The following is a 13,296-nucleotide window of genomic DNA, read 5'->3' on the forward strand; positions in this document are numbered from 1 at the left end:
GTCCCTTCCAGTGTCCCTCGTCGTGCGGTGCTGCCGCCGTGCGCGCCCGCGCGGCTCATCTGCCACGGCCCCGGTCAGGCCCGGCCGGCGAGCCGCCGGCGCAGGCCGTCCAGCCGGCCGGCGACGCTGCCGTCGATGACCTCGTCCTGGACCAGCACCCGGATGCCGCCCTGCAGCGCCGGCACGACCATCTCGTGCGTGGTGACCGCGCGCCCGTAGATCCGGCCGAGGGCGGCGACCAGCCGGCTGCGGTCCTCGGCGGTCAGCGCGACGGCGGTCTGCACCACCGCGACGACCTTGTCCCGCCGCTCCGCCGCCTGGTCGACGAGCTCGCGCACGCCGTGCAGGTACGACCGGCCGCCGGGCTCGCGGGCCAGCGCCGTCAGCAGCTGCACGGTCAGCGGGTGCGCCCGGCCCTCGAGCAGGCGCCGGACGAGCTGCGCCCGCGCCGGGCCGGTGACGGTCGGGTCGTCGAGCACCACGGACAGCTCGGGGCTGGCCGCGATGATCCGGCCGAAGCGGAACAGCTGGTCCTCGACGTCGTCGAGCTCGCCGAGCCGCTCGGCCCGCAGGAACATGGCCGTCCGGCCGAGCCGGTCGAAGCCGTCCCGCAGGTCCGCGCCGGAGGCCCACGGCTGGCGCAGCACGTGGTCGACGAGGGTGCGGGTCGGCTGGCTCACCTTGCCGGCGAGCAACCGGTCCATGATCCCGACGCGGGTCTCCATCGGCGTCGTCGTCTCGGACAGCGTCCGCCGCAGGGCGGTCTCGCGGTGCAGCAGGCCGCCCACCGCGGCCAGCTCGCCACCCAGCTGTTCCAGTCCGGCGTCGTCCAGCGGCGCGGCCACCGACAGCAGCCGCCGGGTCGAGTCCTCGAGGGACTGCCGGCTCGCGATGTGCTCCATCAGCGCTCCAGGTCGGCGAGGAATCGCTCGACGGTGCGCCGCTGCCGGGCCTCGTCCTCCAGCGACTCACCCACGACGCGGGACGCCAGGTCGACCGACACCCGGCCGAGGTCCGACCGCAGCTCGGCCACGATCTGCGCGCGCTGGGCGTCCAGCTGCGCCCGGCCGGCCGCGGCGATCCGCTCGGACTCGGCGTGCGCCTGGGTGAGCATGTCGTCGCGGATCGCCTGCGCCTGGGCCCGGGCGTCCTCGCGGATCTTGGCCGCCTCCTCACGGGCGCCCGCCAGCTGCGCCCGGTACTGCTCGAGCGCGTCCCGGGCCTCCCGCTGCGCGGCCTCGGCATCGGCGATGCCGCCTTCGATCGCCTTCGTCCGGGCCGCGTAGGCCTTCTCGAACTGCGGCCAGACGAACTTGCCCAGCACGAACAGCAGGACCGCGAAGCCGATGACCCCGATCAGCACCTCGCCCCAGGGCAGGCCGATCGGGTTGATCTCGCCCTCGGCGGCCAGCGGGGTGCCGGCGGCGGCGTGGAGCACGGTGCTGGTCATCTTGAACCCTTCCCACGGAGCCCGGGGTCGCGGACGGTGGTCGACACGGCGGCGGTATCCGGAACCGTCAGGTGATGATGAACGGCACGACGAAGCCCAGCAGGGCCAGCGCCTCGGACACGGCGAACCCGAGGAACGCGTAGGTCCGGGTCAGGCCCGCGGACTCCGGCTGGCGCGCCGTGGACTGGATGTAGGACGCCCACACGATGCCCACACCGATGCCGGGGCCGATCGCGGCGAGACCGTACCCGACGGTGCCGATGTTGCCGGTGAGTTCTGCCAGGTAGGACACGTCAGCCATGGGGGCTTCTCCCTTTCACGAGATCCGCTTTCTCGGATCGCTGCGGTGGGTGGGCACTGCGCTCGGTGGTGCGGTGGTGGTCGGTCGGCGGCCCGGCTCGGGCCGTCCGGTCGGAGCCGGTGTCGCGTCGTGCGTGGCATCCGGTGCGGTCGGATGCCGGGTACGGCTCGAGTGGCGGGATGCGTCGGGATCCTCCGGGACGACACCCGGCGACCGTCCGCCGGGTGCCCGGGTGCGGGCTCAGTGCGAGTCGGCCAGCGACCCCTCGAGATAGATGGCGGCCAGCAGCGTGAACACGTAGGCCTGCAGCGAGCAGACCAGCAGCTCGAAGAAGACGAGCAGGATGCTGGCCAGCCCCGGGAGCACGAACAACGCGTACCCGGCGCCGCCCGACTCCAGCAGGAAGACGGTGCCCGCCGCGGCGACGCCCACCAGCATGTGGCCGGCGAACATGTTGGCGAACAACCGGACGGCCAGGGTGAACGGCCGCAGCAGGATGTTCGACAGGAACTCGATCGGGATCAGCAAGATGTGCATGTACCACGGCACGCCCGGGATGAACGTCTGCAGCTTGAGGTAGCCGAACAGGCCGTGCTTGCGGATGCCGACGCCGTTGTAGAGCAGCCAGATCAGCACCGCCAGGAACACCGGGATCGCGAAGTGCGAGGTGACCGGCAGCTGGGCGACCGGGACGAGCTCCATCAGGTTCAGCACCAGGATGAAGATGAACAGCGTCGCCAGGAACGGCGCCCAGCGCCGGCCCTGCTTGCCCATGACCTCGATGGCCACGCCGTTGCGCACGAACCCGTAGAGGCCCTCGCCGGCGAACTGCAGCTTGCCGGGCAGCACGGCCGCGCGGCGGGCGGCGGCGACGAAGAAGGCGATGATCGCCACGACGCCGATGCCGAGCAGGATCATGGCCTTCTTCGAGGCGATGAAGGAGCCGTCCCCCACCGGGTCGAAGAAGAAGGAGTGCTGGACCGTGGGCGCCTGGAACCCGCCCTCGTTCTCCGCCGCCAGTAGCGCCAACTGGTGCAGCAGGTGCCCCGTCACTGCGTCTCCCTTCGGGTGCTGGCCGGAGGTGGCTGCACTGTGTCGCCCACCGGAACCGGAACGGCCGATGAGCGGCCCGGGGCCCGGCTCCCGTCAGGGACCGAGGTCCCGGACAGGCCGCCGAACCGGGCGACAACCGCGTAGATGCCCAACGCCATGCCGACCATCAGCCCGACCGGCGTCAGGAAATGCGTCCCGAACCACCGGTCCAACAGCCAACCGATGCCACCCCACAGCACGAACCCGGAGAGCAGGGTGGTCATCACGGCCCAACCCTCGTTGGCTCCCGAGGAGGTGGAGTCGACGTTGGCCCGCATCTTCATGGCACAGCGACCCTAGCAGGGCGCCGCAGGCCGGTCCTCACCGGGAAGCGCGATTTCTACAATTGGTAGAAGACTGGTGCACCGTCGGGGAAGATCGCGCCCGGTGCTCCGACGTGCCGCGTCGGGCCGGTGGGGCTCCGGCGGGCGACGGCCTGCCGGGTCCCCGGCCCTGCGCGACGGCCGGGCGCGCCGCGGCGCCGGTCAGCCGGGGTCGACGTAGAAGATCTTGGTCGTCCAGACGTAGCGCATGTGCGCGCCGAGCCAGCCGAACACCCCGAGGCCGACCGCGCCGGCCAGCCAGCGGGTGTCCACGGCGCCGTCCCGCGGCAGCACGGCGAGCACCACGCCGAGGGCGACCACCTTGACCACGTAGGTGCCGAGAGCCGCCAGCATCACCAGGCGGGGGCTGCGCCGGCCGACCCGCGCGATCACCACCGCCGACACGGTGAAGAACAGCCCGACGACGGCCGCGCCGAGGGTCACGCCGAGCACCGCCCGCCCGCCCGCCACCAGCCCTGCGACCACGGCGAGCACCGCCTCCAGGACCAGCAGCACGACCCAGCAGGTCCGCAGGTGGCCCAGCGACCACACCCCGCCCGTGCGGCTGCGGTCGGCGGCCCTGGCCGTCTCGGCCAGGCGCAGCTGCGGGGCCGTCGTGTCGCGAGCAGGGTCGCCCGCGGCGGCGGCCGTGCCGGCCTCCCGGCGGGAGCGCATCAGCCCACCCCGGCGCGCGAGCGGCGCAGCCGGCGCGCCCTGGCCCACGGCCACAGGGTGAGCGTCAGGGCGACCAGCACGCCGGCGGCGGTCAGCCATGCCACGGGCTGCGCGTCGGTGACGAAGGCCAGCGAGACCGCGGACGCGGACAGCAGCGCGGCCCACAGGTAGAAGATCAGCACGGCCTGGCGCTGGGTGTGCCCGATCGCCAGCATCCGGTGGTGCAGGTGCCGCTTGTCCGCGCTGAACGGGTGGCGGCCCTCGCGGGTCCGGCGCACCACGGCCAGCAGGAAGTCCAGCACGGGGATGAACACCACGGCCAGCACCACGATCAGCGGCGCCAGCAGGGCGACCGTGCTGCGGCCGCCGAAGGTCGACGTGTCCAACTTGCCCCCGGCGCTGGTGGTGGCGGCCGCCATGGTCAGGCCGATGAACATCGACCCGGAGTCGCCCATGAAGATCCGCGCCGGGGAGAAGTTGTGCGGCAGGAACCCCAGGCAGGCGCCGACCAGGGCGGCCGCGATCAGCGGCGGCTGGGACGCCGAGGTGTCGTCCTTGGACACCACCAGCTGGTGCACCGAGAAGACGAACAGGCCGATGGCGGCGATCATCGCCACCCCGGTCAGCAGGCCGTCGAGCCCGTCGATGAAGTTCATGGCGTTGGCCAGCACGAGCGTGAGCAGCACGGTGATGGCGGCGCCCTGGACGCTGTCGAACGACACGGTGGTGCCACCCTCGGGGTTGTCGGCCGGCACCCACATCTGCACCCACTGGACCCCGAACAGCACCAGGATGCCGGCCGAGAGGATCTGACCGGCGAGCTTGGTGACGGCGTCCAGGTCGAAGCGGTCGTCGAGCACGCCGATCAGCACGATGACGGCGCCGGCCACCAGCACGCCCTTGATCTCCGACGACGACTCGAACGCCCGCGACAGGCGCGGCAGCTGCAGGGCCATCAGCACCCCGGCGGCAACGCCGAGGTAGACGGCGACACCGCCCATCCGGGGCGTCGGCCGGACGTGCACGTCGCGGTCCCGGATCGGGGTGAACGCGCCGATGGCGGTGGCGACCGCGCGGACCCCGCCGGTGATCAGGAAGGTGACGAGTGTGGCGGCCGCGAAGACCAGGGCGTACTCCTGCCCCGGTATCGCGTAGTCCTCGCCCACCGGGAGAGCCTAGCCGCGCCCCGGGCGCCGGACCCGCGGCCGGCGCGCGTGGACCGTTCCGGCGAGCCTGCCCCGGAGGCGACGACCCGGGTCCACGGATCCCGCCCGGCAGGGAACCCGCCCGGCCGTCGCGGCGTCCGAGAGGGTGAGCCGCCGCGCGGCACCGCCCCCGGTCCCCTGCCGGGACGACACCGGGTCCGGACCGCGCGCCGGCGAGAGCCCCACGCCGGGGGTCGACGCCACGGGCCCGTCCGCACGCCGCCGGACGGGCCCGACGGCGTTCCCGGGTAGCGCGCGACCACCGGCCGGTGGAGCAGGTCGTGCTAGCCGACGACCTCGACCTCGCCGGCGACGCGGCGGACCTCGTCCAGCGGTACGGCTCCCTGGCGCAACACCCGCGGGACGTCACCGGTGACGTCCAGCACCGTGGAGGCCACGCCGATCGGCGCCGGACCGCCGTCCAGGTAGATCTCGACCGACTCGCCGAGCTGCTCGGCCGCCTGTTCCGCAGACGTTGCCGGCGGCTGCCCGCTGCGGTTGGCCGACGAGACCGCCATCGGGCCCACCGACCGCAGCAGGTCGAGCGCGACCGGGTGCAGCGGCATCCGGACCATGACCGTGCCGCGGGAGTCACCCAGGTCCCACGCCAGCGACGACGCGTGCTGCACCACCAGGGACAGGCCGCCGGGCCAGAACGCCTCGATGAGCGACCGGGCGACCGGCGGCACGGCGTGTACCAGGCCGTCGATGGTGTTCCACGACCCGACCAGCACCGGCACCGGCATGTCACGGCCCCGGCCCTTGGCGGCCAGCAGCGCGGCCACCGCACCGGCGTTGAACGCGTCGGCGCCGATGCCGTAGACGGTGTCGGTGGGCAGGACGACGAGCGAGCCGCTGGCCGCGGCCCCCGCGGCCGCGGTCAGGCCGAGACGGCGTTCACCGGGATCCGAGCAGTCGTAGGTCCGCACCGGTGCAGTCTCGCAGTTCGCGGCGGCGCCGCCGACCTGCGGGGTCCGTCCGCCGGACGGTCAGCGGTCGCGCAGCCGCACCCGGCGCGCCGTGGTGAACCGCGGCCGCCCGGACAGGTCCCGGTGGTCTTCGACGTCGGCGAGCACCCGGCGGGAGCGCAGCAGCGCGGGCACCGACTCGCCCTGGGTGTCGTCGTGCTCGACGGCGAGGACGCCGCCGGGCCGCAGCAGGGCCGCGGCCACCGACAGCAGCGGCCGGATGACGTCCAGGCCGTCCGGGCCGGCGAAGACCGCCTCGGCGGGGTCGTGGACGCCGACCTCCGGCTCCACCGCCGTGCCCTCCGGCACGTACGGCGGGTTGGCGGTGACCAGGTCGACCTGGCCCTCCAGGTCCACCAGCAGCCGCGGGTCGGCGATGTCGCCGCCGCGCAGGTCGACCGGGCTGCCGCCGGCCGCCCGGTGCCGCTCGACGTTGCGCCGGGCCCAGGACAGCGCGTGCGGGCTCCGTTCCACCGCGTGCACCCGGGCGTCCGGCCGGGCCGCCGCGACGGCGAGGGCGATCGCCCCGCTGCCGGTGCACAGGTCGACGACGACCGGCGTCGTGACGCCCCGCACCGCCGCGACCGCCCACTCCACCAGCGATTCGGTCTCCGGGCGCGGCACGAACACCCCGGGACCGACCTCGACCTCGACCGGGCCCAGCACCGCCACGCCGGTCAGGTGCTGCAGCGGCACCCGCCGCTCCCGACCGGCGACCAGCTCCCGGTACCGGGTGACCCAGCCGTCGTCGACCAGCGGCACCAGGCCGAGCCGCGTGCGCGGGACGCCGAGCAGGTGGGCGGCGAGCAGCTCGGCGTCGACCTGCGGGCTGCCCACGCCGGCGGCGGCCAGCGCCGCGGTGGCCGTCAGGATCTCGACGCGCAACGAGCTGCGGGTGGTCACCGGGTCGCCCCGGCGAGCCGCTCGTTCCGCTCGGCCTCGGTCAGCGCGTCGAGCACGCCGTCCAGGTCCCCGGCGAGCACGGAGTCCAGGTTGTGCGCCTTGTAGCCGACGCGGTGGTCGGCGATCCGGTTCTCCGGGTAGTTGTAGGTGCGCACGCGCTCGGACCGGTCGACCGTGCGGACCTGCGACCGGCGGGCGTCGGCGGCCGCGGCGTCCGCCGCGTCCCGGGCCGCGGCCAGCAGCCGCGCCCGCAGGATCCGCAGCGCCTGCTCCTTGTTCTGCAGCTGCGACTTCTCGTTCTGGCAGGACACCACGATGCCGGTCGGCAGGTGCGTGATCCGCACCGCCGAGTCGGTGGTGTTGACCGACTGCCCGCCGGGGCCGGACGACCGGAAGACGTCGATGCGGAGGTCGTTCGGGTCGATCGTGACGTCGACGTCGCCCTCGGCCTCCGGTGCGACGAACACGCCGACGGCGGAGGTGTGGATCCGCCCCTGCGACTCGGTCACCGGGACGCGCTGCACGCGGTGGACGCCGCCCTCGAACTTCAGCCGGGCCCAGACGCCGTCCGCCGGGGCCGGCGAGCCGGGCGCCTTGACCGCGACCGTGACGTCCTTGTAGCCGCCCAGGTCCGACGGCTGCGCGGAGAGCACCTCGGTCTTCCACCCGCGGCGCTCGGCGTAGCGCAGGTACATGCGCAGCAGGTCGCCGGCGAACAGGGCCGACTCCTCGCCGCCCTCCCCCGCCTTGACCTCGACGAGGACGTCCTTCGCGTCGTCCGGGTCGCGGGGGGCCAGCAGCTCTGCCAGCGCGCCGGAGAGCCGGTCCACCTCGCCCTCCAGCGCCGGTACCTCGTCGGCGAAGTCCGGGTCCTCGGCGGCCAGTTCCCGGGCGGTCGCCAGATCGGCGCGAGCGGTCTCGAGTGCCTGCGCCGTGCCCACGACGGGGGTCAGCGCGGCGTAGCGCCGGCCGAGCCGGCGGGCCGTGGCCTGGTCGGCGTGCACGCCGGGATCGGCCAGCGCCTGCTGGAGTTCGGCGTACTCGTCACGGAGCTGCCCGAGCGAGGCCGGGACGGGTGACTGGGTCATGGGACACCTCGTGGACGGCCGGGTCGCCGCACGACGGGGCGGCCCGGCAGGGGACGGGCCGGCGGTGCCGCACGCCGCCGGATCCCTCGGCGGCGGGGCCGCACGACCCCGGACATGCGAACGGCGCCCGCCCGGCCACAGGGCCGGACGGGCGCCGTCGGGGGGCTAGCGGGAGCGCTTGCCGTACCGGGCCTCGAAGCGGGCGACCCGACCGCCGGTGTCCAGGATCTTCTGCTTGCCCGTGTAGAACGGGTGGCAGTTGGAGCAGACCTCGACGGTGATCTTGCCGGAGGCCTTGGTGCTGTGCGTGGTGAAGGTGTTCCCGCAACCGCACGACACCTCGGTCGTGACGTACTCGGGGTGGATGCCGGTCTTCATGACGTGTCCTCTTCTGTTGCTGTGGCCGCCGGGTCGCCGCTGGTCGTGGACCGGTGCGACGGGAACCGGAGCCTGGGGTCCGACCGTTCAGTGTGCCAGATGGGCGCACCGACCTGGACAACACCGGCGCGAGGCGTGGGATTCCCCGTCGCCACTCCGCCCGGGGCAGCGGTCGCCCGTCAGTCCCGGGGATCCGGGCCGGCTGCCGGCCGCTCCCCCGCGGCGCCCGACGACGGTTCCAGCACCAGGGCGAGGCCGCCCGGCTCCCGCTCCGGACGGCCGAGGAGCGCCGCGATCCGGTTCGGCAGCTGCGTCATCCGGGCCGTCCAGCCGTACTTGCGGTACAGCCCCGGCATCACCCGCCCGGACGTCTCCGCACCCGGGAGCACCCGCCCGGTGGCGGCCACCGGACGGCCCAGCGGCCGGCCGCGCCGGGTGCACGGGGCGAGCAGCGCCCGCGGATCCCGGCGCAGCCGCTTGACCTTGCCCGCCTGCGGGTTGGTCCAGACCAGCAGCTCGTCCCCGTCCCGTACCAACCAGACCGGCGTCGGCACCGGCGTGCCGTCCCGACGGAAGGTCGTCAGCTCGACGTAGGGCGTCCGGCCGAGCAGGTCCAGCGGCGTCTGCACCGGGTCACCGTACGCAGGTCCGGCCGGATCGGCTCGCCGTGCCGGCCGGCAGCGCCGCGTCCTGCCGGTGCCGTCCGGGACGGCGGCCGGCCGGGTCCGGGCCCGGCCGGCCGGGTGCGTCAGTCCCGGTCGCCGCCCGGCGTCGTCTTCGCCACCTGCATCAGGAACTCGACGTTGTTGCGGGTCTTGCGCAGCCGGTCCAGGACCAGCTCGAGGGCCTGCTGCGAGTCCAGCGCGGCCAGCACCCGCCGGAGCTTGACCACGATGGCCAGCTCGTCGGGCGAGAGCAGCAGGTCCTCCTTGCGGGTCGACGACTGGTCCACGTCGATGGCCGGGAAGATCCGCTTGTCGGCGAGCTTGCGGTCCAGCTTGAGCTCGGCGTTGCCGGTCCCCTTGAACTCCTCGAAGATCACCGTGTCGCCCGCGGAGCCGGTCTCCACCAGTGCCGACGCGAAGATCGTCAGCGAGCCGCCGTTCTCGATGTTGCGGGCGGCACCGAGGAACCGCTTGGGCGGGAAGAGCGCCGTCGAGTCGACGCCGCCGGACAGGATCCGGCCGGACGCCGGGGCGGCGAGGTTGTACGCGCGGCCAAGCCGGGTGATCGAGTCCAGCAGGACGACGACGTCCTTGCCCATCTCGACCAGGCGCTTGGCGCGCTCGATCGACAGCTCCGCGACCATCGTGTGGTCGGCCGGCGGCCGGTCGAACGTCGAGGCGATGACCTCGCCGCGCACCGACCGCTGCATGTCGGTGACCTCTTCCGGACGCTCGTCGACCAGGACGACCATCAGGTGGCACTCGGGGTTGTTGGTGGTGATCGCGTTGGCGATGGCCTGCATCACCATGGTCTTGCCCGCCTTGGGCGGCGACACGATCAACGCCCGCTGGCCCTTGCCCACGGGCATCACCAGGTCGATCACCCGGGTGGTGAGCAGGTGCGACTCGGTCTCCAGCCGCAGCCGCTCGTTCGGGTACAGCGGCGTCAGCTTGGTGAACTCCGGCCGGTGCCGCAGCGTCTCGGGATCCACGCCGTTGATGCTGTCCAGCCGCACCAGCGCGTTGAACTTCTGCCGCTGCGCCTCGCCCTCGCGCGGCGCCCGCACGGCACCGGTGACGGCGTCACCACGCCGCAGCCCGTACTTGCGGACCTGCGACAGCGAGACGTAGACGTCGTTCGACCCGGACAGGTAGCCGGACGTGCGGACGAAGGCGTACGAGTCCAGCACGTCGACGATGCCGGCGACCGGCACCAGCACGTCGTCCTCGCGCACCTCGGTGTCCGGGGTGTCGGTGAACCGCTCGCGACCCCGCCGGTTGCGCTCGCGGAACCGGCGGCCGCGACGCCCACCGGGACCGTCGTCGTCCAGGTCATTGCGGTCCTGCCGGTCCTGCTGCCGGTCCTGACCCTGCCGGTCCTGCCGGTCCTGGCGGTCCCGGCGGTTCTGGCCCTGCTGCGGCTGCCCGTTCTGGCCCTGGCCGTCCCGGCGCGACTCCCGATCGGCCTCGGCCGGGGCCGCGGTGTCGGCGGTGGCGCCGTCCGTGCCGGCGGTCACCGTGCCGGCGGTCGCCGCGCCGTTGGTCTGCTCACCGCGGTCGGCACGGTCGGCACGGTCGGCACGGTCCCGCCGGTTGCGACGGTTCCGGCGACTGCGGCCGCCCTCCTCACCGTCCTGCCGGCCGTCGCGGTCCTGGGCGGACCGCCCGTCGACATCGGCGCGGCCGTCCTGCTCGCCGCGGTCCCGGCGGTCGTCGGTCGGCGGGGCGCCGTCGAGCCCGGCGGCACCGGTGGGCGCCGCATCGCCGCCGGTCGTGGCGGTGCCCGTGGTCCCCGCCGTCCCGGCGGCAGCGCCGTCGGTGCCTGCGGGACGGGACGGCGCGGCGTCGGCGGCGCGGTGGTCGTCGGCGCGGTGGTCGGCGGCGCGGTGGTCGTCGGCGGACCCGGCCGGACGGCCTTCGGTCGCGGAGTCGCGGCCGCTCGCGGCACGCCGGGCCGGTCGTTCCGCGGCGTCGGCGGGACGCTCACCGTCTCCGGCACGCTCACCGGCCGGGGCCGGTGCGGCGACGGCCTGCTCGGTGGCGGCCGCGGGGGTGTGGTGCGTGCCGTTGGTCGCCGCCGCGGCGCCCGACGACCCGTTCTGGCGCGCGGTGATGGCGGCCACCAGGTCGCCCTTGCGCAGCCCGGAGGCGCCCTTGATGCCCAACTGGGCGGCGAGCGCCTTCAGCTCCGGGAGCACCATGCCGGCCAGGCCGTCGCCGCGGCGACGGGTGGCGGTCAGGGTCGCTCCGGGCTGCTCCGTGGTGTTGCTCACGAAGTTCCTCTCCTGTCCGACCGGCAGAGGGCCGGTCGGTGTGCGAAGTGCCGCGAGCTCCAGAGGTCGCGGCCCGCTCGACCGCGCCCGGATGAGCGCGGTGATCTCGATCACCGGAGCGGGTGTCGGCGCGTTCGACGGTCAGTCGAGGAGGCACCGTGGACGGAGTCCGGTACGCCGCAGAGAGACCTGTGGTCCATCAAGGCGGCTGGAACGGGGGCGGGGGATTCCCCGGGACTCCGGCGGCTGCTCTCCCACCGGGTGATCGATCACCAGCGTAGACGCTGGTCTCGACCGTCGGCAACAACGTGACCCGTGTCGGTGTTCCCGGCGCGTCGCGCACACCCGCACCGGGCGTCTCGTGGTCGCAGCGGATCCGCACCGCCGGCCGGCGGCCACCCGGACGGGCGGTGGTGCCTCCCATGGGTCACGGCCGCGGGCGGGGAGACTGTCGGCCTGGCGACGAGTCGGTCCGGCCGGGGCCGGGCGGGCGGTGGGCGATGACGGCGGACAGCTCGCGCCGCCGCTACCTGGTGCTCGCCGTCTGCTGCCTCGGGCTGCTGGTCGTCGGGATGGACGGCACCATCGTCAACGTCGCCCTGCCCACCATCCGCCAGGAGTTCGGGGCGTCGGTGTCCGACCTGCAGTGGATCGTCGACGCCTACACCGTCACCCTGGGCAGCCTGCTCGTGCTGGCCGGGTCGACGGCCGACCGGTTCGGCCGGCGCCGGGTGTTCCAGGTCGGCCTGTCGGTGTTCTCGGTCGGGTCGCTGCTCTGCAGCGTGGCACCGACCGTCCCGACGCTGATCGCCTTCCGCATGCTGCAGGCGATCGGTGGCAGCATGCTCAACCCGGTCGCCATCTCCATCGTCACCGCGGTCTTCACGGACCCGCGCGAGCGGGCCAGGGCCATCGGGATCTGGGGCGGGGTCTTCGGGCTCAGTGCGGGGCTCGGGCCGCTGGTGGGCGGGCTGCTGACGCAGCAGGTCGGCTGGCGGGCGATCTTCTGGATCAACGTGCCGATCTGCGTGGTGGCCGTCCTGCTGACCCGCCGGGTCGTGCCGGAGTCCCGGGCCGCCGCGGCCCGCCGCCCGGACCCGGTGGGCCAACTGCTGGTCGTCGCCGTGCTGGCGCTGGTCGTCGGCACCATCATCGAATCCCCCTGGTTCGGCCGGACGTCGTGGCAGGTGCCCGTGGCGTGCGTCGTGGTGCTGCTGCTGGCCACCGCACTGGTGCGCTACGAGCGGCGGCGCCGCGACCCGCTGATCGACCTGCGATTCTTCCGCAGCGCCCCGTTCGGAGCTGCGACGGTCCTCGCGGTCACGTCCTTCGCCTCGTTCAGCGGGCTGCTCTTCTACGCCACGCTGTACCTGCAGGACGTGCGCCGGCTGTCGCCGCTGCACGCCGGCCTGACCACGGCGCCGATGGCGCTGGCGATCCTGGTGCTCGCACCGCTGTCGGGCCGGCTGGTGGCGACCAGGGGCCCCCGGCCGTCGCTGGTCGCCGCGCCCGTATGCATGGCCGCCGGCGCCGCCGGGCTGATCGGGCTGACCGCGGGCACGGCGCCGGGCTGGGTGGTGGGCTGCTTCGTGGTCTTCGCGGTCGGGTTCGGGCTGGTGAACGCGCCGATCACGAACACAGCGGTGTCCGGCATGCCGGTCGACCAGGCCGGTGTCGCCGCCGCCGTCGCCTCGACCAGCCGGCAGGTGGGCGCGTCGCTGGGCGTCGCGGTGGTCGGCGCCATGGTCAACGCCGCGGGCGCCGGCGGACCGCGCGCCGCGGGCATCGTCGACGCGGCACCGCCGGTGTGGTGGACCGTCGTCGGCGCCGGTGTGGTGATGCTGGTCCTGGGACTGGTCAGCACGTCGCGGTGGGCGGTCGGCACGGCGGCGCGGACCGCCCGGCTGTTCCCCGACGCCGGCCGGGCGACGGCGCCGCGCTGACCCGAGGACGGTGGCGTGGCCGCGGACCCCGC

The 13,296-nt window shown here is 74.4% G+C and carries 14 protein-coding genes; 1 reads left to right on the forward strand and 13 read right to left on the reverse strand.

Annotated features, from left to right (window positions below):
* Positions 1-74: 74 nt before the first annotated feature.
* The 13 genes from IEY37_RS20920 to rho all read right to left on the reverse strand — a co-directional run bounded on the left by IEY37_RS20920 (position 75) and on the right by rho (position 11,321).
* The gene (locus IEY37_RS20920; protein ID WP_188944880.1) at positions 75-902 is read right to left on the reverse strand and encodes a F0F1 ATP synthase subunit delta; all 828 of its coding nucleotides are present in this window, start codon (positions 900-902) and stop codon (positions 75-77) included.
* Positions 902-1,450, reverse strand: a complete 549-nt coding sequence (locus tag IEY37_RS20925; RefSeq protein ID WP_188944881.1) for a F0F1 ATP synthase subunit B — start codon at positions 1,448-1,450, stop codon at positions 902-904. The genes IEY37_RS20920 and IEY37_RS20925 overlap by 1 nt, the downstream gene beginning before the upstream one ends.
* Before the next feature lie 67 nt (positions 1,451-1,517).
* Positions 1,518-1,751, reverse strand: coding sequence for an ATP synthase F0 subunit C (atpE, locus tag IEY37_RS20930; protein WP_188944882.1), 234 nt, complete (start codon positions 1,749-1,751; stop codon positions 1,518-1,520).
* Positions 1,752-1,991: 240 nt separating this feature from the next.
* The gene (gene atpB, locus IEY37_RS20935; RefSeq protein WP_188944883.1) at positions 1,992-2,804 is read right to left on the reverse strand and encodes a F0F1 ATP synthase subunit A; all 813 of its coding nucleotides are present in this window, start codon (positions 2,802-2,804) and stop codon (positions 1,992-1,994) included.
* Positions 2,801-3,127, reverse strand: a complete 327-nt coding sequence (locus IEY37_RS20940) for an AtpZ/AtpI family protein (protein WP_188944884.1) — start codon at positions 3,125-3,127, stop codon at positions 2,801-2,803. Before IEY37_RS20940 ends, atpB begins: the two co-directional genes overlap by 4 nt.
* Before the next feature lie 201 nt (positions 3,128-3,328).
* Positions 3,329-3,841, reverse strand: coding sequence for a Cg1360 family ATP-synthase-associated protein (locus tag IEY37_RS20945; RefSeq protein ID WP_188944885.1), 513 nt, complete (start codon positions 3,839-3,841; stop codon positions 3,329-3,331).
* A complete protein-coding gene (locus tag IEY37_RS20950) occupies positions 3,841-5,007 on the reverse strand; it encodes an MraY family glycosyltransferase (RefSeq protein ID WP_188944886.1) in 1,167 nt (388 codons plus the stop codon). Before IEY37_RS20950 ends, IEY37_RS20945 begins: the two co-directional genes overlap by 1 nt.
* A gap of 323 nt (positions 5,008-5,330) precedes the next feature.
* The gene (locus IEY37_RS20955; RefSeq protein WP_188944887.1) at positions 5,331-5,975 is read right to left on the reverse strand and encodes an L-threonylcarbamoyladenylate synthase; all 645 of its coding nucleotides are present in this window, start codon (positions 5,973-5,975) and stop codon (positions 5,331-5,333) included.
* A 60-nt stretch (positions 5,976-6,035) separates the two neighbouring features.
* Positions 6,036-6,917, reverse strand: a complete 882-nt coding sequence (gene prmC, locus IEY37_RS20960; protein ID WP_229674732.1) for a peptide chain release factor N(5)-glutamine methyltransferase — start codon at positions 6,915-6,917, stop codon at positions 6,036-6,038.
* On the reverse strand, positions 6,914-8,005 hold the full coding sequence (prfA, locus tag IEY37_RS20965) for a peptide chain release factor 1 (RefSeq protein ID WP_188944888.1): 1,092 nt from the start codon (positions 8,003-8,005) through the stop codon (positions 6,914-6,916). The genes prmC and prfA overlap by 4 nt, the downstream gene beginning before the upstream one ends.
* 165 nt (positions 8,006-8,170) lie before the next feature.
* On the reverse strand, positions 8,171-8,383 hold the full coding sequence (gene rpmE / locus IEY37_RS20970; protein ID WP_188944889.1) for a 50S ribosomal protein L31: 213 nt from the start codon (positions 8,381-8,383) through the stop codon (positions 8,171-8,173).
* Between the two features lie 179 nt (positions 8,384-8,562).
* Positions 8,563-9,012 carry a PPOX class F420-dependent oxidoreductase gene (locus IEY37_RS20975; protein WP_229674733.1) on the reverse strand — a complete coding sequence of 150 codons (450 nt, stop codon included), beginning with the start codon at positions 9,010-9,012 and terminating at the stop codon, positions 8,563-8,565.
* Positions 9,013-9,131: 119 nt separating this feature from the next.
* Positions 9,132-11,321: a transcription termination factor Rho gene (rho, locus tag IEY37_RS20980; RefSeq protein ID WP_229674734.1), complete on the reverse strand. Its 2,190-nt coding sequence runs from the start codon at positions 11,319-11,321 to the stop codon at positions 9,132-9,134.
* A 500-nt stretch (positions 11,322-11,821) separates the two neighbouring features.
* On the opposite strand from rho, the gene IEY37_RS20985 reads away from it, so the two are divergent.
* Entirely contained in the window at positions 11,822-13,264 is a 1,443-nt protein-coding gene (locus tag IEY37_RS20985) for an MFS transporter (protein ID WP_188944890.1), read from the forward strand.
* Positions 13,265-13,296 lie beyond the last annotated feature (32 nt).

It is taken from the genome of Nakamurella endophytica (assembly GCF_014646215.1).
Taxonomy (GTDB): domain Bacteria; phylum Actinomycetota; class Actinomycetes; order Mycobacteriales; family Nakamurellaceae; genus Nakamurella; species Nakamurella endophytica.